A 20,559-nucleotide genomic window follows, 5' to 3' on the forward strand; every position below is an offset into this window, starting at 1 on the left:
CATTGCCCAACCGTGAAGTCAATCAGCGTTTTTGCCCCCGCTACCGTCGCGAACGTCGCCTGTGGCTTTGATATATTTGGATTTGCCGTAGCTAATCCCGGCGATCAGATTACGCTAACAGCCAGCGATCAGCCCGGCGTCCGCATCACCGACATTATTGGCGACGAAGGCCGCCTACCCCGCGAAGCTGAACGCAACACCGCCGGTATTGCCATCCAGACCTATTTGCAGCACATCGGCCGCACCGACGTAGGCGTTGACGCCGTGTTGCACAAGCAGATGCCACTCGGCAGTGGGTTGGGTTCCAGTGCCGCCAGCGCCGTAGCGGGTGTGTTTGCCATCAACGAAATGCTCGGTCGACCGCTGCCAACGGTTGAACTGCTGCCGTTTGCGATGGAGGGCGAACGACTGGCCTGTGGCTCGGCCCACGCCGACAACGTAGCACCCTCGCTGCTGGGTGGATTTGTGGTCGTGCGGAGTTACAGCCCGCTCGACGTAATACGGATTGAAACACCGGCGGCCCTCTACTGTACGCTGGTTCACCCCGACATTGAAGTCAACACGAAAGACGCCCGCTTTATCCTCAAAAACGAAGTCTCCCTCAAGAATACCATCATCCAGATGGGCAACGTAGCGGGTTTGATTGCGGGTCTGATGAAGCCGGATTACGGGCTGATCAGCCGTTCGCTGGTAGATGTAATCATTGAGCCGGTACGTGCCATTCTGATTCCTGAATTTAACGAAGCAAAACATGCCGCGCTGGACAACGGTGCGTTAGGGTGCAGCATCTCCGGCTCCGGCCCTTCTATGTTTGCCCTCAGCCGCGACGCCGACACTGCTCAGCAGGTTGGTGCCGCCATGCAGCAAGCGTTCCTCTCCGTCGGCATTACCAGCGAAGCATACGTATCGGAGATCAATAAGCAGGGCCCCCGGGTAGTAGATTAGCCAACGTATAAAGGTAGAAATTGGAGACGTAGGGCCTTAAGCAGGTAGACACCCTGTCTTTTCCTTTCTTCTGATGAGCTATATCGCTGCTAAAAAAGCAAGAAAAATAGCTGATTATGCTATCGTCGCTGGAATCGTTTTGTATTTATCAAAATTCCTGAGAAGTCAGTTTAGCAATGACTCCATCCTGTTTATCTTAGGTTTTTTACCAAATTTTGGTTTAGCGTTCGTTATCCCATTCATATATGTCAGCAATCGAGTCCGGCAGAAAAAACCGGTAAACCATTTTACAGGCTCCTGTGTGATTACCGTATTGCTTATGGTCTTGAACGAAATAAGAGATCAATATCAGGTAGGACGGACCTTTGATTTATTTGATATCTACGCATCGTTTGCTGGAGTTGGTCTCGCATTTATTGTATTCCATACATCGAATCTGTTTACAGCACTCCGAAATCCCCTCGATGAGGAATGAATTTTGTTTTGCATAACGACTCCTCCTGTAAGTATCCCTAAAATTCGGACAGTTTTGAATTAGAGAAAAATGCTAATTTTAAACTGATTCCCATGAAAAAGACCCGATTCACCGAATCCCAAATTGTCAAAATCCTTAAGCAGCAGGAGAATGGCATCCCCACCAAGGAAATTTGCCGCGAACATGGCATTTCTGAAGCTACTTTTTATAATTGGAAGAGCAAGTATGGTGGTATGGAAGCTTCCGATGTCAAACGGCTCAAAGACCTCGAAGAGGAGAACGCTCGCTTGAAGAAGATGTACGCTGATCTGGCGATGGACAATCAAATCCTGAAGGATCTGTTCACAAAAAAAGGTTGGGCCCTGCCACCAAAAGGCAATTAGCCGAGGAGATTGTTCAGGAGCACGCTATTCCCGTGAGCAGGGCCTGTCAGCTAGTGTCTTTACCGCGTTCGCAATTCTATTATAACACCAGGAAGGATGATACGGCTGTGATTGAGGTATTGCAGGATTTGGCTTTTGCCCATCCTTCGTATGGGTTCCGGAAACTGTTTGCCTATATCCGAAGATCTGGCCAGACCTGGAATCATAAAAAGGTGTATAGGATTTATAAACTGCTCAAGCTGAATAGAAAACGTAAGGGGAAGCGTAGGCTGCCAACTCGAGTGAAGCATCCGCTGCAACAACAGACCGCAATTAACAGCAGTTGGAGTATGGATTTCATGAGTGATACGATGGTAGGTAACCGTAAATTCCGGACGTTCAACGTCATCGATGATTGTACGAGGGAGGTGCTGGCGATTGAGATCGACACCTCACTTTCCAGCAAAAGGATCATCCGAACGTTGGAACGGGTGATAAAAGAACGAGGAAAGCCCAAGACCATTCGAACCGACAATGGCCCGGAATTTACTTCGGGTGATTTTGAGCTTTGGTGTAGGGGCGAGAAGATTGAGATTCAATACATCCAGCCAGGCAAACCGATGCAAAATGGGTACGTTGAACGGTTCAATCGACTATACCGGGAGGCTATTTTGGATGCTTACCTATTTTTTGACCTTGAACAGGTCCGGCAATTGACGAGCGATTGGATAGAGGAATATAATCTAAGAAGACCCCATGAGTCATTGGGTAATCTCACGCCCGAAGAGTGGAAAAGCAGGGTGATTGAAAACGAAGAAACTCTAATTGGTACTGTCTGAGATTAGGGGTACTTACACTCCAACGCTCGCGGGCACTCAATAAAGCTGTGATAAGAATCTGAATAGTCTCCCCTGTCTGCCGGCACATGAGGAACCGCAACCTACGGTGCCACTTCATCAACTCTTGATCGGTCCGTCGCAAGCTTAGGATACAAACTTTACAATCTTACGTACGACTCAATAGTAGCTGAGGTAAACAATTTACTTCTACCTGGTACGTGACTTATAGCAACGTTTCGGCTCAGGTTACGTTACATCCATAAACCATCGATTGTTACACAGGTTCTGTCGGTAAAAGCGCTATTGCCGGGGATTTTTGTAGCGATCCTGTTGTTTATAGGGTAATTTTGAGTTTTTGACGTACTGACACCCCATACTAATGGATCATCTGCAACAATCGTTCGCGGTACGATTTACATACAACGTTTTCTTTACTGAGCATCTTTTTGCCCCTGCCAATTCATTATTAACCGATTTCCTGCAATCGCGTCGCACGGAAGGCACAACTCAAAAAATCCTGTTTGTGCTCGATTCGGGCTTCCTGGCGCATCATCCTGAACTGCCGACGCAGATCAAGGCCTATTTCGCCAGTGTCCAGACGGTTTCGCTGATTCTCGACCTACTGATACTGCCCGGTGGCGAAGCGGCAAAGAACGACCCGACGCTAGTTGACCAGATCGTCGATGCAGTCGATCGCTACGGTATCGACCGGCACTCCTACATTGCGGCTGTGGGTGGCGGCTCCGTGCTCGATCTGGTTGGATATGCAGCGGCTATCTCGCACCGCGGCATCCGGCACATTCGCATTCCAACGACGGTGCTGTCGCAGAACGATTCGGGCATTGGCGTCAAAAATGGAGTTAACTACCGCGGTAAAAAGAACTTTCTCGGTACGTTTGCGCCACCGGTGGCGGTCTTTAATGACCTTACGTTCCTGACCTCGCTCGACGACCGCGACTGGCGGGCGGGCATTTCGGAAGCCATCAAGGTGGCGCTGATTAAAGACCGGGCCTTTTTCGACTGGATTGAAGCCAATGCTACGGCCCTTGCCCACCGCGATATGGCAGCCATGCACTACCTGGTTCACCGCTGCGCCGAGATGCACCTCCAGCATATTGCCGGGGGTGATCCGTTCGAGATGGGTTCGTCGCGGCCGCTGGATTTTGGCCACTGGAGCGCCCACAAACTGGAGCAGCTTACCGGTTTTGAGATTCGTCACGGCGAAGCCGTCGCCATTGGTATTGCCCTCGACAGCCTGTATTCCCACGACCTCGGCTGGCTGACGGAAACAGAAGTTAACCGCATCCTGACGACGCTACACACGCTGGGCTTCTCGCTGTACCATCCCATGCTCGACGCCGACAACAGCGCGGGTATTCTGAAGGGTCTGGCCGAGTTTCGCGAACACCTCGGCGGCCGGCTGACGATCATGTTGCTGGAAACAATCGGTAAGGGCGTAGAGGTTAACGAGATGGATGCCGACCGGATTCGGCGGGCCATCAACACCCTCCGCGAGCAGGAATTGATAAACTTGTAATAAATTTTCAAACGCAGAGTAACGGAGGAAACGCAGAGTATACAGAGGAAATTTACAATAAAAGCTCTGCTGACTCTGCGTTTCCTCCGTTACTCGGCGTTTAAGAAACCATATGAAAACACCCCTCGGGCACCTCGGTTATTGCACCAACATCCACGCGGGTGAGTCGTGGGCCGATCACTTTGCGGCTTTGCAGCAGGCCGTACCGGAACTCAAGCAACGGTTGTCGCCGGATGCCCCGTTTGGGCTGGGTCTGCGTCTGGCCAACCAGGCCAGCGAAGAACTTGAGCAACCGGAGAACCTCGTCGCATTTCAGCACTGGCTCTCCGACAATGGCCTGTATGTGTTCACAATGAACGGCTTTCCGTTCGGTGGCTTTCACCGCACGGTCGTGAAAGACCAGGTGCATACGCCCGACTGGACCACCGAAGCCCGGGTCGAATACACCAAACGCCTGTTCCGGATTCTGTCTGTACTCCTGCCGGTTGATGAGCTGGGCAACGCCATCCAGGGGGGCGTATCGACCTCGCCCCTCTCCTACCGGCACTGGTTTGAGTGGAACCAGCCGGCCGCCCGGGATTACATCTACTCACAGACGACGCAGAACGTACTCGAAGTGGTCAGCGAACTGATTCGGCTACGTCGGCAGACCGACCGGCTGATGCACCTTGACCTGGAGCCTGAGCCGGACGGGATTATCGAAACGGCCGATGAGTTTGTGGCCTGGTTTACCGACTACCTGATTCCGATGGGGCTGGAACAACTGACGACCGAGTTCGGCATGACCGACGAGGAAGCCGAAACGGCTATCTGCGAACACGTACGGCTGTGCTTCGATGTCTGCCACTTTGCCGTGGGTTACGAACGGCCGGCCGATGTACTGGATAAACTCAAAGCCTATAACCTTCGGGTGGGTAAAATCCAGATCAGCGCGGCCCTGAAAGCGGAGTTTCCGCAGGATGCCGAAGGTCGCGAAGCTGTTCGGCAGGCGTTTGAGCGCTTCAACGAGCCGACGTATCTGCACCAGGTCGTGGCCCGCACCCAGTCGGGTGAGTTGCTGCGTTTCCCTGATTTGCCCGAAGCGCTGGCAGCTTTCGACGATACCCATGCCGAATGGCGGGCGCACTTCCACGTACCGATTTTTGTGGCCGACTACGGTGTACTGCAATCGACGCAGGATGATATTGAAGAGGTTTTACGGCTACAGGCCGAGCGTTCGTTTACCAACCAACTGGAAGTAGAAACGTACACTTGGGAGGTTTTACCGGAAGGATTAAAACGCGACCTGGTCGACTCCATTGACCGCGAAGTAAGTTGGGTTAAAGATTTAAACGCAGAGGTACAGAGAACTACGCAGAGTTAAAAGAGATTCTCCGCGCTCTCCGCGAAACACTCTGCGTCTCTGCGTTTAAATACAAGCTATGAAAAAGACCGTAGTACTCGACGTAGTGGGCCTGTCGTATTCGCTGATTGGCGAGCACACCCCCTTTCTGAACCAATGGATGGCCGACAAACACCGCGCCACCATCGATCCGATGCTTCCGGCCGTAACGACTTCGGTGCAGTCGACCTACGTAACCGGCAAATGGCCCAGCGAGCACGGCATCGTCGGCAACGGCTGGTACGACCGTTCGGATGCAGAAGTTAAATTCTGGAAGCAGTCGAACAAGCTCGTTCAGGCCGAGAAGATCTGGGAGCGGGCCAAAGCGGTTGATCCATCGTTTACGGTGTCGAAGATGTTCTGGTGGTATAACATGTATTCCACTGCCGACTATTCGGCAACGCCCCGGCCGCAGTACCTCTCCGACGGTCGCAAAATGCCCGACTGCTACACCTACCCCGGCGACCTCCGCGACCGGCTCCACGCGCAACTGGGTACGTTCCCACTGTTTCAGTTTTGGGGTCCGGCCACGACCATCAAGTCCAGCCGGTGGATTGCCGACGCATCAATGCTGGTTGATCAATGGCATAATCCGACATTGACACTGATCTACCTGCCGCACCTGGACTATTGTCTACAGAAGTTCGGGCAGGACCCGGCCCGTAACGCCAGCGACCTGCGGGAGATCGACGACGTTTGCCGCGACCTGATCCAGTTTTACGAAAAGCAGGGGGCTGACGTAATCGTACTATCAGAGTACGGCATCACGGATGTCAGCCGACCAATCCACATCAACCGTATTCTGCGCGAAGCCGGTCTGATTCGTTATCGGCTGGAACAGGGCCTGGAAATGTTCGACGCTGGGGCATCGCCCGCTTTTGCTACCGCCGATCACCAGATTGCTCACGTATATATCAACGATCCGGGCGTAACGAATAAGGTCCGTTCGATTCTGGAAAAAACACCGGGAATTGAATTGGTGTTAGATAAGGAACAGCAAAAGGCGTATCACATTGATCACGAGCGATCCGGCGACTTTGTTATCATGGCCGATGCCAACAGTTGGTTTACCTACTACTATTGGCTCGACGACGCCAAAGCGCCTGATTTTGCCCGTATAGTCGATATTCACCGCAAACCGGGCTACGATCCGGTTGAAATGTTTATGGACCAGACAAACCCGTTTATCAAACTGAAAGCGGGGTACAAACTGGCCCGGAAAAAACTTGGATTCCGGTACCTGATGAATGTGATTTCGCTGGATGCCACCCTCATAAAAGGCTCTCACGGCCGAATCGGTACGGCGAAGGAACATCATCCGGTCTTTATCAGTAAAGGCGCTGTAGGCGAGTCCCTGTCCGCAACGGCCGTGTACGATCGAATCTGGGAAACATTGACGGCAGGCATCAGCCAACTAACTATGTAAGGAAATTCAGATAAGTTTGTATATTTAGTACAAACAACGCCCAACCCCCTTATAGCCATGAAGAACGCTGCTTATCTGCTTGGCTTGCTGCTTATTGTCTCGGCCTGTGCGCCGAAACAGTATCCCCTCGGTACGTCGTCGCCCAACGACGATGCGGTTGCGTATCAGGATGGCGCTGAATACTACGTTCCCCGGCAACCGGACTACACCGCCCGCAAGCGGCTGTATCCGGACCCAATTGGCGGGTTGGGCCGTTCGGAAAATCCTAACATCCGTGTAACGGACATCCGGCACATCAACGACTATACAGTCGTGTTTATGAGCTTTGAAAATGACCGAGATTCCAGAAACTCGCTGAGTCTTGGCACTACAGCGGCCATCTCATTCAATAAACAGGCCAAGCTCGTTGTTCCTAACAGCGACCGAACGTATGCTCTCGTGAAGGCCGACGGCATTCCGCTGTCTCCCCAGACCCGCGATGTGTATACCGGCGACCGGGCTAGTTTCGCGTTGTATTTCGAACGACTCGACCCCAGCGTTACGGTTTTCAGCCTGATCGAATGCCAGAGCGATGCGTCAAATTCGTGTTTTAATGTCTTCGACATGAACGCGTCGAAACCAGGTGCCCCAACCAGTAATTAATCAGAAAAGCGGCTTTTTTCTGTCGGCTGAATATAGTTATCCACCTACTACGTCGTTAGTAAGGTATTGTCCTCTTTGTTTTAAGTGCCGTTATGAATGTAATCCCTTTCTCAGTACTTAATTGCCGTTTTTACTACTTCACATTTTTTTCAATCTCATTTCTACTAATCGGTTCACTTAGCCAGGCACAAACGCCCATGCCGACTCGCCTGGCCCACCGAATACTTTCCGGTTATTCCGTAATTACCGATGCGCCCGTCAACAAGGGCAAGCCTACACTCTTTGTATTTGAGCAGGCCGATACGTTCAAAACCGTGTTTCAACCCGCATCAGGCCAGCGGCAAACTAATCCGAATTTCAGCAAAGAAATGGTGGTAGGTGTGGTCCTGCCCTCCACCGGCAAGTCACCTAAGCTCACCGTCAGTCGCGTATTTGTAAAGGATTCTGTGCTGACGTTCCGGTATATCAAGCAAACGGATACCAGCAAAACGGCGTCGGTACAGACCACAACCGTTACGCCCATGCTGCTGGTAGCGATTCCGAAACAAACGGTGCTGAGTGCCCGCCTGATCGAGAATGGGCGTCTGGTTCAAACGATCAAGCGCCGGGAGGAAGAGGATAAGTAGGCAATGTGGTGATGGTGGTGTCAGGTTCTAAACCTGACACCACCATCACCACATTGCCTAACAGGTGTTTTAATTCACATCTTTGCCCTGCGCCAGTTGTTGCAGCAGCCGTTCGACGTTGGCTTTGTTGTTGGCATCGGGGGCCAGGGCGAGAGCTTTTTTACCCCAGTCGGCAGCCGCTTTGTAATCGCCAACAGCCGAATAGGCCCGCATTAGCCCCATGTTTGACAGGAATACGTTGGGGTTCTTTTTGGCCAGCGATTGAAACACCTCCAGCGCTTCCTTCGCTTTCTTTTGCCGGATCAACTGCCGACCGTACTGGTAATACTCCTGCTCGTTGGCCATCGGCAGCGCTTCTTTCATCAGCGCGTCAGCTTCCGCCTGCTTTCCAGTCATCGTCAGCAGCCGGGCTTTGGTGCTGAGCGTCCCGAAGGTTTTTTGCCCAACGAACTGTCCATTGATGGCGTAGTCGGCCCAGCGAAGGGCTTCGTCGAGGTTTACGTTCCGATCGGCGCAGTACGCAGCCGCCTGTTGATAAGCCTCCGCCCGGAAGCCCTTTTCGCCCCGCAGTTCGTTTCTCAACGAAGCCAGTTGGGTCTGTACTACGTCGACTGTTACGGTGAACGGAATTTTCCACGTTTCCCACATTAGGGCGATTACGGCCGACGAGTCTGTTTCATCGGTGAACTCATACTTCAGCCGCTCCACCATCGGCTGGTTTTTGACTGGCTTCACCGTCACGCGCAGGGCGTCGTCTTTCGGGTCATAGAAATAGCTCCCCCACGAAGTGCTGGTTTTCGAGAAGATTACCGTCACTTCATTTTCTTCGACGCCCATCATCAGCCCGTATGTACCGGCCGCCAGTGGTTTGCCTTCTACCATTACGTCCGTACTGAACGAGATCGTCGTGTTCTCGTTGGCACCGGCCCGCCAGGGAGCCTGTTTGCTCGTCCCGAAACCCAGGTCCTTATAGCCGAAATGCACCAGTTGGCCCCAGATTTTCCCTTCGCGACCTTTCACCGCCGGGCGGTCGTAATCAATCGTTACGTTCGTAAGGCCGATGTATTCGGTTACCGATGCTTTTTTGTTACCGCCATCGGCCGGAAACGTAAGCTGGGCGAATCCAGGAAGTTGCGCCGTCATCAGCCCAACCCCCAGTAGAAGTAGTCGTGTTGTTTTCATGAGAATCAAAATAATGGGTTAGGCGGATTGACATAAAGCTCTTTTTGATGAATGGGCACGAAACTCGCTTCAACTGTGGCTACGCCAGTCCAAACTGAATTGGCCCGGGCGCGAAACTAACCCGACGTGAACCACTGTTACCAACGAACAGGCACCTCCAACGCCCTAAAATTCCGTATCTTTGCACTCGCTTTGTCCTACCCCAGGTAGGCAGGCGATCCGATATTTTTCTGCTTTGGCCGCATAAGGCCGGAGCAGTAGACCCGATTAACGTCCAACGCGGTGAAGTACAAGCAATATGAGTCCCTCGATTACGCGCAGATCGCGGCCGAGGTATTGAGTTATTGGAACCAGAATCAGGTATTTGAGCAGTCCGTCGCGATCCGCGAGGGTCAGCCCAGTTTTACGTTCTACGAGGGGCCTCCTTCCGCCAACGGAACGCCGGGTATTCACCACGTGATGGCGCGGACGATTAAGGATATTTTTTGCCGGTACAAAACCCTGCGTGGCTTCCAGGTAAAGCGCAAGGGCGGCTGGGATACGCACGGCCTGCCCATTGAGTTGCAGGTTGAAAAAGAACTTGGCATCACCAAAGAAGACATCGGCAAGACGATCAGTGTTGAAGAATACAACCAGAAATGCCGCGAAACGGTCATGCGCTTCACCGACCAGTGGAACGAAATGACCCAGAAGATGGGCTATTGGGTTGACCTCGACAATCCGTACGTTACGTACGAAAACGAGTACATCGAAACCCTTTGGTACCTACTTAAGCAGTTGTACGAGAAAGGCTTACTCTACAAAGGATACACGATTCAGCCGTATTCGCCCAAAGCCGGTACGGGTCTCAGTTCCCACGAACTGAACATGCCCGGTACGTACAAGGACGTAAAGGATACGACCATCGTCGCGCAGTTCCGGGTGAAACCAACCGGCAAATCCGGTTTTCTTTTCTTCGATTCGGGCGACGCCGACGTCTATATTCTGGCCTGGACAACCACGCCCTGGACCTTACCGGCCAACTCGGCGCTGACCGTTGGAAAAGACATTGACTACGTACTCGTTAAAACGTTCAATCAATACACACACGAATCGATCAACGTAGTGCTGGCGAAAGCGCTGGTCGGCCGATGGTTCAACGAAAAAGGACGGCAGGATGACCCCAGCAGTCCGGTGTTTGATACGTATCTGCCGAACGATAAAGTGATTCCCTGGGCTATCGTTTCCGAATTTAAAGGGGAACACCTCCAGGGCGTCGAGTACGAACAGTTGATGCCATATGTCCAGCCGGAGGGCAACGCCTTCCGGGTTATCCTGGGCGACTTCGTCACGACGGAGGATGGTACGGGGGTGGTACACACCTCGCCGACTTTTGGTGCAGATGACTTCCGGGTAGCGCAGGCTAACGGCATCCCAGCTATCATGGTCAAAGACGAAACCGGCAAAGATGTACCCATTGTGGACAAGCAGGGCCGGTTTGTTCAGGAGATAACCGACTTCGCCGGGCGCTACGTTAAAGAGCAGTATTACTCCGACGAAGAGCAGGCTGATCCGGACTTCAAACCGACGGACGTACTGATCGCCATCAAGCTGAAGGAAGAGAATAAAGCGTTCCGGGTCGAGAAGTACGAACACCCGTACCCGCACTGCTGGCGGACCGACCGGCCCGTTTTATACTACCCGCTTGATAGCTGGTTTATTCGGACAACGGCCGTGAAAGACCGGATGGTGGAGTTGAACAAGACCATCAACTGGCAGCCCGAAAGCACCGGCACCGGCCGCTTCGGCAACTGGCTCGAAAACCTCGTCGACTGGAATTTGTCGCGGTCGCGCTACTGGGGAACGCCGTTGCCGATCTGGCGGGCGGAAGCGGGTGAAGAGGTCTGTATTGGTTCGGTTGCTGAACTGGTGTCAATGAGCGAACGAGCAAATGAGCGAATGAGCGAATGGGTTGCTCAGGGCAAAACCGACTTTCAGGCTTACATCGACAAGAATAAAGCGTTTCTGGCTGCTTATACCGATGGTACGTACGATTTGCACCGACCGTACTCTGATGAGCTTTACTTCGTTTCGGACAAGGGGAACCTGATGCAGCGGGAGCCGGACCTGATCGACGTTTGGTTCGATTCGGGCGCGATGCCGTATGCGCAGTGGCACTATCCGTTTGCCAATCAGGATACGTTTGAGCAAGCCTTTCCGGCAGATTTCATTTCAGAAGGCGTAGACCAGACGCGCGGCTGGTTCTTTACGCTCCACGCTATTGCCGTGATGCTGTTCGATTCCGTCGCGTTCAAGAACGTCGTGTCGACGGGTCTGGTGCTGGACAAGAACGGCAACAAAATGTCGAAACGGCTGGGCAACGCCATCGATCCGTTCGAGACGCTGGCCAACTTCGGTCCGGATGCTACGCGCTGGTACATGATCACCAACGCTGAGCCCTGGGATAACCTGCGGTTCAACCTCGACGGTGTGGGCGAGGTGCAGCGGAAGTTCTTTGGTACGTTGTTCAATACGTACAATTTCTTCGCGCTGTACGCCAACCTCGACAACTATACGATCAACGAGTTTGATAGAGTCCCCCGCGAACGACTGACCGAGCTGGACCGCTGGATTCTGTCGAAGCTGAACACGTTGATCAAGGACGTAACGGAGCAGTACGAAGCTTACAACCCGACTAAAGCCGGGCGGTTAATCCAGGATTTCGTATCCGATCAGCTCTCGAACTGGTACGTGCGGTTATCACGCCGACGTTTCTGGACGGGGGCGCCTAAGACCGGGGCGTCGGACGCAGGAGAATTGACCGAAGACAAGCGGGCGGCTTACGAGACGTTGCAGCACTGCCTGCTGACCGTAGGGCAACTGATGTCGCCGATCGCGCCGTTCTTCGCCGACTGGCTTTACCACAGCCTGACCGATGGTATCCGCGAGGTTGCCAGAAATCAAAATACCGCAGTGGCGGACCACCCACTACGCCATGATTCAGTGCATCTGACCGACTGGCATCCGTACGAAGCCGATTGGGTAGACACCGATCTGGAAACGTCGATGCAACTGGCACAGGACATCTCGTCGCTGGTACACTCGTTGCGGAAGGGCCATAAACTGAAAGTTCGTCAGCCGCTGAGCCGGGTGCTGATTCCGGTCCTGAACGAGCAGACACGCCGGCAGATCGAGCACGTAGCACCGATCATTATGTCGGAGGTGAACGTCAAAGCCGTTGAGTTCGTCGACGATGCGTCGGGCATTTTGAAGAAGAAGGTAAAGCCCAACTTCAAAGCGCTGGGCCCGAAGTTTGGCAAGCAGATGAAGGACGTAGCGGCCGCTATCACGGCCATGACCGACGAGCAGTTGAAGGAGCTGGAGCAGGTCGGCAGTTTACAGTTGTCAGTAGGTAGCATCGCCCTCTCCGATGTAGAAGTTTTGACGGAAGACATCCCGGGCTGGTTGGTTGCCAGCGAAGGCGGCCTGACCGTAGCGCTGGACGTAACCGTAACCGACGAACTGCGTCGGGAAGGGATTGCCCGCGACTTCGTCAACCGCATCCAGAACCTGCGTAAAGACCGCGACTTTGACGTGACGGACAAAATTCGTATTGAGTTAGAACGCAACGACGAAGCACTGGCCGAAGCCATTGAAGCCAATAAGTCGTACATCCAGCAGGAAGTACAGGCCGTTTCGCTGGACCTCGTTGGCGGCTTAAACGGTGAGGCTGTTGAAATTGAAATGGATGAGTTTCTGCTTCGCGTTAAGGTAGCCGTGGCCTCGTAAAGCCCGCATACCTCATAAAATTCTGTACATCGCCCGGTTGACCAGATGCCTTTGGCAGGTCGGCCGGGCGATGTTTGCATTTAGTCACCTGGTCCGTTTGGTAGGATATATTTAGTTATGAATATGTTACCACCCAAGACAACCCAATAACTTCTTGACTAAATACCACTTTCGGGTAAGTCGTTGACTTAACAACGGTATTCTTCATCTTAAAACCTCGATTCCAATGAAGACAATTACCCGATTTTTATCAATCGCCCTGGCCCTGGTTGGCTGGGCTTTCACTGGCCACGCTCAGATGTACATCAGCGGACGGCATCTATATTCCCAGGCCGGGGAAAAAGTAGTATTGCGCGGCATTAACGAGATGTATTGGGGATTGGGCGATAAAACCGGCGGCTCCATAATAGGGGAAATGGCCAAAACGGGGGCCAATTCCATTCGCATTGGCTGGCTGACGAGCGTCGGTACAGCCACTGATCTTGATGGTGCTATCACCAAGTGCATTCAGAACAAGATGATACCGATGGTTGAAATCCATGACGCTACCGGTAACATCGACAAGCTTCAAACCTGTTTGGACTTCTGGCTTCGCTCAGACATAAAGGCCGTCATGAACAAGCACAAAAAGTGGGTTTTGCTGAACATTGCCAATGAAGCAGGTGACGGCACGGTCACCGACGCGACCTTCAAAGCAAAGTACAAGGATGCCATCACCCAGTTGCGCAACGCAGGTTACGAGATGCCCTTTATCATTGATGCAGCGACCTGGGGGCAGAATGAAACGCAGATCATTAATACCTGGTCGGAGATTTTTAATCACGACCCCAAAAAAAGAGTGATGTTTTCCGTACACACCTACTGGACTTCCAATCAGCAGTCGCGGCTGGATTATCTGATCACGCAGGTTGTCAATCAGAACATTCCCTTTATTATTGGTGAAGGTCCCCAACCGTTTGGGTCGAACTGTACATCCGCTTTCCCGTACGTGTACGCCATGCAGAAACTGCAGCAGAATCAGATTGGCTGGTTAGTATGGTCGTGGGGAAGTGTCCAGAACGGCGACTGCAACGGCGGATCCGTCGGCAACAGCGGCTTCGACATCACAACGAACGGCGTATACGGCAACTGGCAGAACGACTGGGGCCGCAAGGTGAGCATAGAAGACGCAAATTCTATCCAGAAAACGTCTGTCAGACCGCCGTCGATTCTGGGTACGACCAGCACAGGATCAAAGCTGGAGGCCGAAACCGGAGTCTTAACGGGTGTTTTGGTAGGCAACTCCATCGCGGGTTATTCGGGGAGTGGCTACGTTGACGGCGCATCGCTCGATGGAACCGGCGACAACATCAAAGTAACGGCAAATGTCGCACAGGCCGGCACTTATCCGCTTGCGGTTCGTTACAACGGTCGTTTTGGCGAGAAGTACCAGGATATCTACGTAAATGGTACGTTATTCGGCTACGTTAACTTCCCGGCTATCAACGGCTGGGCTACTAAGTCAGTCGGCAGCATCTGGCTTAACGCAGGAAATAATACCATTGAGTTGCGCAAAAGCTGGGGGTACATGGATGTTGACTACTTCGAAATCGGAGCCGTCGGTACTGCGCGGGTGGGGAACGAATCCGACCGAGAGGCAGAATCGTTACGAGTATATCCTAATCCGGCCCGCAAGGAAGTTACGGTGGAGTTTTATGCCGGGCAGGAGATGGAAACAACCCTGCAACTCACCGACATAGCCGGTCGCATCGCCAAACAGAGTACTCACCAGACCAAAGCCGGCTTAAATCAACTCCGCCTGCTGCTGCCCGCTGAAAGCGGCCTGTATATGCTCCGGGTGCAGAACGCCGAGCGACAGCAGACCCGAAAGGTAGTCGTTGCGGACTGACATCATTGGTTTCGTAGAGACCACAAAGCTACGGTACTTCCCCACAAACATCGCCCGGTTGACCACACGCCTTTGGCAGGTCAGCCGGGCGATGTTTGTTTTGAATCACCAACACACAAGAAAACAACCTTTGTATGAAACGCTACGTACTCTCACTTTTAGCCATTGGTCACACTGCCCTCGGTCAGGCACCAGACTCAACCACGTTTTCGGGTATTCCGCCCGCAAGTAAGTTCAAATTCAGCTTCATAGGGGAATTGGGAACCACCGTTGCGTCTACCAGTATGCCTAACATCCGGTCGTTTTTCAGAAGCAACCAGATCGAACCCGATTTTCACATTGACCCGATGATCAATTTTGGATTCGGGGCTCGCTATGGACGGCTTAAACTTATGCTACAGGCTGGAAACGGCATTAGCTTGATCCGAATAGCCAATGTCGAAATGGAATCAGTCGCCAGGCAGAACAGCGCAGGCTACAGCGGAGTGATGCTTGGCTTCGACGTAGCGAATACCCGGAACAGACGCCTGTACATCAATGCTGGCTTTGGCAGTATCGATTACGAATACAGCGTTTATCGCCGGACCAACCAGGCCGTTTCCTTCCAGAACATACTGCAAACCGACCGGACTGGCAATATTCCATCACTACGTCTAAGGAACAATTACCTGGATGTCAATATTGAATATGCTCAACGGGAAAAACGCAAGCGGGGCGCCGAAAGCGTATTACGTCTGGGTTTCCGCCGAGGGCTGCAAGCCAGAGCCTGGGAATCGGATGCATTTCCGTTAGTTGGTGCGCCTACTGACCGTATCAGCCAATTTTACTTCCAGGGTCTCTACTATTTTTCGAGTAATTACACAAAAGCAGGGAAGCGATGAAAGCGATGCTATTGATTCCCTTATGGTTGCTGATCACTGGTCTGTTTGAGGACCGCTGGCAACCCCGCAACGGTCAGGCGCGGGTCATCATCTACCGCCAGCGGGAGTTTGGCAGTACCCACTATGATATTACGATCAACGACAGGAAACAGGGAGCCTTGCCCACCAACCGATACATACAGGTGGACATTTCGCCGGGACGTATTAAAATTGAGTCGAAGAAGGACTACTTTTCCGATAACCAGACGTTGTGGCTCAACGCGCAGGCCGGGCATACGTACTACGTTAAGGCGGTTGAGGAGGTTGATTTTCTGAGCCGTACGTTGCTGATTGCACCCATTAGCGAAGAGCAGGCACAGCGCGAATTGCAAAAGATCAAACCGATTGCAGGTTCTTCATCGGCTACGACAAATTAAGTATTACGGCTCAGATCTGCCATGCCAACCGTTCGAAAACCATACCCGGCGCTGCTGCTCGCCGGGGTCTTGATCAGCCTGCTGACCTACTGGGGCAGGCTGCTCTACGTTGGAGTCTGGCAAAACGATGAAACAGCGCCCGACATCGGCGGGCTGGCCAGATACCTCCTGGGTATTGTGGTCTTACTGACGGCGCTTTGGGGCCTCGCCTACGCGAATTATCGCCTGGCCTTCCGGCAGTGGCTGCTACATCCGGACCGACGACTCTATTACTGGACGTGGCTCTGTGTGCTGGCCTGGCTGGTGTTTGAACTGCTGCAACGGCGCACCGATCGCGAACCGGAATTTGTCGATGAGAACCTGCTCGTAACAGGCGTCGTCATGGTCTTCATCATTGCCTACGGCTACGTTGCCGATTCCTTTCGGGCCCGCCGGGAGCAGGTGTATCTCATCCAGCAGAAAACCGAAGCCGAACTGACCGCTCTGAAGGCGCAGATCAATCCGCATTTTTTGTTCAACGCGCTGAACACGATTTACAACGAAGCCCAGCGAGCCGACAACGAAACCGTGGCCGATCTGATTCAGCAGTTGTCGGGTATCATGCGGTTTACGCTCCAGGAATCCCGGCAACCGCTGACGTCGATCGATAACGAACTCCAGTTTCTGGAGAAGTACCTGGCGTTGCAGCGGGCGCGTCTGCCCGAAAGCGATACGTTACGGGTATCGGTTCAACTCGACTGGGATGGCCAACCGGCCCAGATTGCTCCGTTGCTGCTCATTCCGTTTATCGAAAACGCGTTTCAATACGGTATAAGCCTGCTTCAGCCATCGTGTATTGATTTAAACGTAACGGTCGAAAACCGACGACTGACCATGCACCTGGCTAACAGCATACCAACCACAAATACGGCAAAGCACGGCACAGGCACCGGTATTGCCAATGCCCGACAGCGGCTGGCGCTGATGTATGCCGGTCGGCATACGCTGGCCATACAGCAAACTTCTGATTCCTTCGTAGTGAACTTAACCCTTGATTTGTAACGAGATATGCTCAATGCGATTGCTATTGACGATGAGCCCGCAGCCCTGGATGTTCTGCAACGCTACGCGGCAAAGGTGCCATTTCTGAACCTGACACAAACGTTTATCAACACCACCGATGCGCTGACGCACCTCCACACGCAACGGGTTGATCTGCTGTTTCTGGACATTCAGATGCCCGACGTATCAGGAACTGATTTTGCCCGCCTGGTGGCCCCGTTGCAGAAACCAGTCATTTTCACAACGGCCTATACCGACTACGCTGTTGAAGGCTTTACACTTCAGGCCCTCGATTATTTGCTGAAGCCGATTGAGTTCGGCCGATTTCTGCAAGCCTGCAACCGCGCCTACGCCCAGATTATGCCGCAGCGCGAAGGCTCCTCGTCCAGCATTTTTGTGAAAGATGGATACGACTGGGTTCGGGTCAACTTGGACGAGGTGTTGTACATCCAGTCCGATACGAATCTGCTGTTCATTCACGAGCAGAACCGGCAGGTAACAACCCGCATGACGATTGCCGATATGCTCGCTACGTTGCCCGCCGACGAGTTTATCCGTATTCATAAATCGTACATCGTGGCGCTACGGGCCATCCGCAAAATCGAACGGCATCAGGTCACGGTCGGCAACGTAACGATCCCATTAGCCGGTAGTTACCGCGATGCACTGGAGCAGCGACTACTGCGCAAATAGTGACTTTCCCGCATTTATTAACAATAGCATAACCCCACCCGCTACGGCCTGCCGGTGAGGCTGTTTTATATTTGATAGATTTCGTACTAACGTTTTGTTCCTATGACAATGCCGTTTCAGCGTTGGTTCTATCTGCTGGCTTCTGTGGTTACGGTTCAGTCATCCAAAGCTCAGGCCGTTGACATCATTCGCGGGCCGTATCTTCAGGTCGTTACGCCTACCTCCATCACCATCCGCTGGCGCACCAGCCAGCCCACCGAAAGCCGCGTACAATTCGGTACCTCTGCCACCAAACTGAATCAGGAAGTAAGCGATTCCAAACCTGTTACAGACCATGAGGTTGTGCTGACAAACCTGAAGCCCGCCACCCGTTATTACTATACCTACGGGGCCACGAAATCAACGATGAAAGCCGACCCCGGGCAATATTTTCAGACGGCTCCCAAGCCCGGCTCCACCGAACCGGTCCGTATCTGGGCGCTGGGCGATTTTGGTAATAGCTCCGCCACCCAACTGGGTGCCCGCGACGCGATCGTCAGGACAACGCAAGACCGCCGACCTGATGTCTGGCTCTGGCTCGGCGACAATGCCTATTCAAACGGGAAGGAAGAGGAGTTTCAGCAGCACGTATTTGGCGTGTATCAGGACGGTTTTTTCCGAAACATGCCGTTCTGGGCAACGCCCGGCAACCACGATTACGGCGGGCAGATCGAAAGCCAGGACATTCCCTATTTCCGGATCTGTTCGATGCCCAAGCGGGGCGAAGCCGGTGGCATACCCTCCGGCTCGGAGTCTTACTACGCCTTCGACTACGGTAATGTCCACTTCGTATCGCTGGATTCGTACGGTAAGATGGACGGTGGGCAGCGGCTCTACGACACCACCAGCCGCCAGGTCGATTGGCTGAAACGTGACCTGGCCGCGAACAAACAACCCTGGACGATCGTGTTCTTTCACCACCCACCCTATACGAAAGGTTCGCACGATTCGGATACGGAAGAGTTGTTGGTCAAACTACGGCAGAACCTCCTGCCCATCCTGGAACGCTACAACGTTGATCTCGTCCTGGGCGGTCATAGCCACGTCTACGAGCGCACGCATCCGATTGTCGGTCATTACGGTTTGGCCGATACGTTCGACCCGAAATACATTGTCGCGGCTTCGAACAGCGCTCAACCGAACGAATACCGCGTCAACGGCAAAAAGCAGGGTATTATTTACGTCGTGGCCGGATCGGGCGGGCAGTTGGGTGGTCAGGAGCCGGGCTGGCCGCTCAAAGCAGCCGCATACACCAACAACACCGATGGGGGTTCTATGCTGATCGACGTCAACGACAACCGCCTGGAAGCCCGCTGGGTGTGCACGGACGGCGTTGTGCGGGATCAGTTCTCGATCGTGAAAGAGAAGCCGGGGCTTCGTTGAGAGAGGTACGTAGCAAATCTTTCGACTACGCAACGGGCCGGCCGCAACAGGTTGGCCTGTTGCTTTATTCAGCTACTTCCGGGTGGCGGTCAGGGCGTCGGCGGAGCCAAGAGCCGCCAGTTCATCTATTAGTTCATCCGACAGTTGAAGCAACTGCTCTTCCGTCAGCCGGCCTTCGTGATGAAGCCCCACTAACCGATCCAGGTCTTCTTTAATTCGCCCGCGCGTTCGTCCCTGCAGTTCATTGGTGAACAGCGGCTCATCACCGGCCTGGTTTTTCCGATGTTGTTCCCAGCACTGACCAGCCACAAAACAAACGATACCCACCATCAAAACACCCAGAAGGATTACAAGTATCAGCATGGCTCACGATAGTTTACCAAGTTTCGAAGCAGTTGAGTCGTCCATAAGCAAGCCGGTTCTGTGAAACCAGCCGCTGAATTTCTGCACAAACCGTTTGCCTGTTTTCGTCGTCTAACAGGGCTATTCCTGCGTTCTGTACACTAATATAGCAATCTGTTGCGTCTATTCACGTATCGGTCCGCACAGTTTGCCACATCGAGATACCACTAATCGTTTAGCGTCACCAGCCATCCTACTCATCCCAGCTCAGACATATAAAGTCCGGAGAATGAATAAAATAACCCTGAAACTTATTAGAGATTGCTAAGATAGCTGTTAGAATGGCATTAAACTGAGTGACTGGTTCAACAGGAAACCGATGGTCGAAGCCTTGATGGAGGGTGTTCATGACTGCCTCGCATGAACTGAAGCCCGCAGTAAGTATCATTAATCGTACCAATGTCGCATTTTACGAACCGGCCGCTTTATGCCCCGACTTTATGCGTTGAGTCGCGCGACAGCCGCCGGTCAGGTTCTTCTCCCGAATAGCCGCCAACACCCCGGCTTTTACATTTTGATTGCCCGCCTGGCATCCGATAGTTGATAACTGGCATAGTTTTAGTACACACTCAGCCGTGAGTTTAACCGGGTTCTGTCCCGCTCCACCATCAGTACAGCTCAAGCCCGTTAATC

General features: G+C 52.9%; 18 protein-coding genes. 15 read left to right on the plus strand and 3 right to left on the minus strand.

Translation table 11 applies throughout. The features are described from left to right. The first annotated feature begins 12 nt into the window (after positions 1-12). The 8 genes from BN8_RS20565 (at position 13) to BN8_RS20605 (ending at position 8,233) form a co-directional block, all read left to right on the plus strand. Positions 13-945 (plus strand): homoserine kinase, encoded by a 933-nt coding sequence (locus BN8_RS20565; protein WP_040006387.1) that lies wholly within the window; start codon positions 13-15, stop codon positions 943-945. A 73-nt stretch (positions 946-1,018) separates the two neighbouring features. Continuing rightward, positions 1,019-1,420 (plus strand): hypothetical protein, encoded by a 402-nt coding sequence (locus BN8_RS20570; RefSeq protein ID WP_040006388.1) that lies wholly within the window; start codon positions 1,019-1,021, stop codon positions 1,418-1,420. Between the two features lie 92 nt (positions 1,421-1,512). Beyond that, positions 1,513-2,621 (plus strand): IS3 family transposase gene (locus BN8_RS20580; RefSeq protein WP_374755517.1). Its coding sequence is split into 2 segments (ribosomal slippage): positions 1,513-1,774 and positions 1,774-2,621, totalling 1,110 coding nucleotides; the frame shifts between segments, so codons are not numbered across the junction. Between the two features lie 379 nt (positions 2,622-3,000). Further along, positions 3,001-4,158 (plus strand): 3-dehydroquinate synthase, encoded by a 1,158-nt coding sequence (locus tag BN8_RS20585; protein ID WP_009283865.1) that lies wholly within the window; start codon positions 3,001-3,003, stop codon positions 4,156-4,158. Positions 4,159-4,270: 112 nt separating this feature from the next. Then, on the plus strand, positions 4,271-5,521 hold the full coding sequence (eboE, locus tag BN8_RS20590; RefSeq protein ID WP_009283866.1) for a metabolite traffic protein EboE: 1,251 nt from the start codon (positions 4,271-4,273) through the stop codon (positions 5,519-5,521). A gap of 58 nt (positions 5,522-5,579) precedes the next feature. Further along, a complete protein-coding gene (locus tag BN8_RS20595; protein ID WP_009283867.1) occupies positions 5,580-6,965 on the plus strand; it encodes an alkaline phosphatase family protein in 1,386 nt (461 codons plus the stop codon). Positions 6,966-7,022: 57 nt separating this feature from the next. Next, positions 7,023-7,607 (plus strand): hypothetical protein, encoded by a 585-nt coding sequence (locus BN8_RS20600; RefSeq protein WP_009283868.1) that lies wholly within the window; start codon positions 7,023-7,025, stop codon positions 7,605-7,607. A 197-nt stretch (positions 7,608-7,804) separates the two neighbouring features. Next, a complete protein-coding gene (locus BN8_RS20605; RefSeq protein ID WP_144051784.1) occupies positions 7,805-8,233 on the plus strand; it encodes a hypothetical protein in 429 nt (142 codons plus the stop codon). A 69-nt stretch (positions 8,234-8,302) separates the two neighbouring features. On the opposite strand, the gene BN8_RS20610 is transcribed toward BN8_RS20605, so the two are convergent. Continuing rightward, the gene (locus BN8_RS20610) at positions 8,303-9,415 is read right to left on the minus strand and encodes a DUF2911 domain-containing protein (protein ID WP_040006389.1); all 1,113 of its coding nucleotides are present in this window, start codon (positions 9,413-9,415) and stop codon (positions 8,303-8,305) included. A 282-nt stretch (positions 9,416-9,697) separates the two neighbouring features. On the opposite strand from BN8_RS20610, the gene ileS reads away from it, so the two are divergent. From ileS to BN8_RS20645, 7 genes are all read left to right on the plus strand, one after another. Beyond that, a complete protein-coding gene (gene ileS / locus BN8_RS20615) occupies positions 9,698-13,183 on the plus strand; it encodes an isoleucine--tRNA ligase (protein WP_009283871.1) in 3,486 nt (1,161 codons plus the stop codon). Between the two features lie 226 nt (positions 13,184-13,409). Further along, positions 13,410-15,071, plus strand: a complete 1,662-nt coding sequence (locus tag BN8_RS31970; protein ID WP_009283872.1) for a CBM35 domain-containing protein — start codon at positions 13,410-13,412, stop codon at positions 15,069-15,071. A 134-nt stretch (positions 15,072-15,205) separates the two neighbouring features. Continuing rightward, positions 15,206-15,952, plus strand: coding sequence for a hypothetical protein (locus BN8_RS20625; protein ID WP_009283873.1), 747 nt, complete (start codon positions 15,206-15,208; stop codon positions 15,950-15,952). Beyond that, on the plus strand, positions 15,949-16,368 hold the full coding sequence (locus BN8_RS20630; RefSeq protein ID WP_009283874.1) for a DUF2846 domain-containing protein: 420 nt from the start codon (positions 15,949-15,951) through the stop codon (positions 16,366-16,368). Before BN8_RS20625 ends, BN8_RS20630 begins: the two co-directional genes overlap by 4 nt. A gap of 21 nt (positions 16,369-16,389) precedes the next feature. Then, positions 16,390-17,409, plus strand: a complete 1,020-nt coding sequence (locus BN8_RS20635) for a sensor histidine kinase (protein WP_009283875.1) — start codon at positions 16,390-16,392, stop codon at positions 17,407-17,409. A gap of 6 nt (positions 17,410-17,415) precedes the next feature. Further along, positions 17,416-18,102 (plus strand): LytR/AlgR family response regulator transcription factor, encoded by a 687-nt coding sequence (locus BN8_RS20640; RefSeq protein WP_009283876.1) that lies wholly within the window; start codon positions 17,416-17,418, stop codon positions 18,100-18,102. Positions 18,103-18,204: 102 nt separating this feature from the next. Next, a complete protein-coding gene (locus BN8_RS20645) occupies positions 18,205-19,524 on the plus strand; it encodes a purple acid phosphatase family protein (protein WP_009283877.1) in 1,320 nt (439 codons plus the stop codon). Positions 19,525-19,596: 72 nt separating this feature from the next. On the opposite strand, the gene BN8_RS20650 is transcribed toward BN8_RS20645, so the two are convergent. Both BN8_RS20650 and BN8_RS32975 read right to left on the minus strand, forming a co-directional pair. Next, positions 19,597-19,887 carry a hypothetical protein gene (locus tag BN8_RS20650; protein ID WP_040006390.1) on the minus strand — a complete coding sequence of 97 codons (291 nt, stop codon included), beginning with the start codon at positions 19,885-19,887 and terminating at the stop codon, positions 19,597-19,599. A gap of 448 nt (positions 19,888-20,335) precedes the next feature. Next, positions 20,336-20,548, minus strand: a complete 213-nt coding sequence (locus BN8_RS32975) for a hypothetical protein (RefSeq protein WP_144051785.1) — start codon at positions 20,546-20,548, stop codon at positions 20,336-20,338. Positions 20,549-20,559 lie beyond the last annotated feature (11 nt).

Source organism: Fibrisoma limi BUZ 3, from assembly GCF_000296815.2.
In the GTDB taxonomy this organism is placed as follows: domain Bacteria; phylum Bacteroidota; class Bacteroidia; order Cytophagales; family Spirosomataceae; genus Fibrisoma; species Fibrisoma limi.

Coding starts and splice junctions, on each gene's coding strand:
- BN8_RS20570 (WP_040006388.1), top strand. CDS start 1,019: ATGAGCTATATCGCTGCTAAAAAAGCAAGAAAAATAGCTGATTATGCT.
- BN8_RS20585 (WP_009283865.1), top strand. CDS start 3,001: ATGGATCATCTGCAACAATCGTTCGCGGTACGATTTACATACAACGTT.
- eboE (WP_009283866.1), top strand. CDS start 4,271: ATGAAAACACCCCTCGGGCACCTCGGTTATTGCACCAACATCCACGCG.
- BN8_RS20595 (WP_009283867.1), top strand. CDS start 5,580: ATGAAAAAGACCGTAGTACTCGACGTAGTGGGCCTGTCGTATTCGCTG.
- BN8_RS20600 (WP_009283868.1), top strand. CDS start 7,023: ATGAAGAACGCTGCTTATCTGCTTGGCTTGCTGCTTATTGTCTCGGCC.
- BN8_RS20605 (WP_144051784.1), top strand. CDS start 7,805: ATGCCGACTCGCCTGGCCCACCGAATACTTTCCGGTTATTCCGTAATT.
- BN8_RS20610 (WP_040006389.1), bottom strand. CDS start 9,415: ATGAAAACAACACGACTACTTCTACTGGGGGTTGGGCTGATGACGGCG.
- BN8_RS31970 (WP_009283872.1), top strand. CDS start 13,410: ATGAAGACAATTACCCGATTTTTATCAATCGCCCTGGCCCTGGTTGGC.
- BN8_RS20625 (WP_009283873.1), top strand. CDS start 15,206: ATGAAACGCTACGTACTCTCACTTTTAGCCATTGGTCACACTGCCCTC.
- BN8_RS20630 (WP_009283874.1), top strand. CDS start 15,949: ATGAAAGCGATGCTATTGATTCCCTTATGGTTGCTGATCACTGGTCTG.
- BN8_RS20635 (WP_009283875.1), top strand. CDS start 16,390: ATGCCAACCGTTCGAAAACCATACCCGGCGCTGCTGCTCGCCGGGGTC.
- BN8_RS20640 (WP_009283876.1), top strand. CDS start 17,416: ATGCTCAATGCGATTGCTATTGACGATGAGCCCGCAGCCCTGGATGTT.
- BN8_RS20645 (WP_009283877.1), top strand. CDS start 18,205: ATGACAATGCCGTTTCAGCGTTGGTTCTATCTGCTGGCTTCTGTGGTT.
- BN8_RS20650 (WP_040006390.1), bottom strand. CDS start 19,887: ATGCTGATACTTGTAATCCTTCTGGGTGTTTTGATGGTGGGTATCGTT.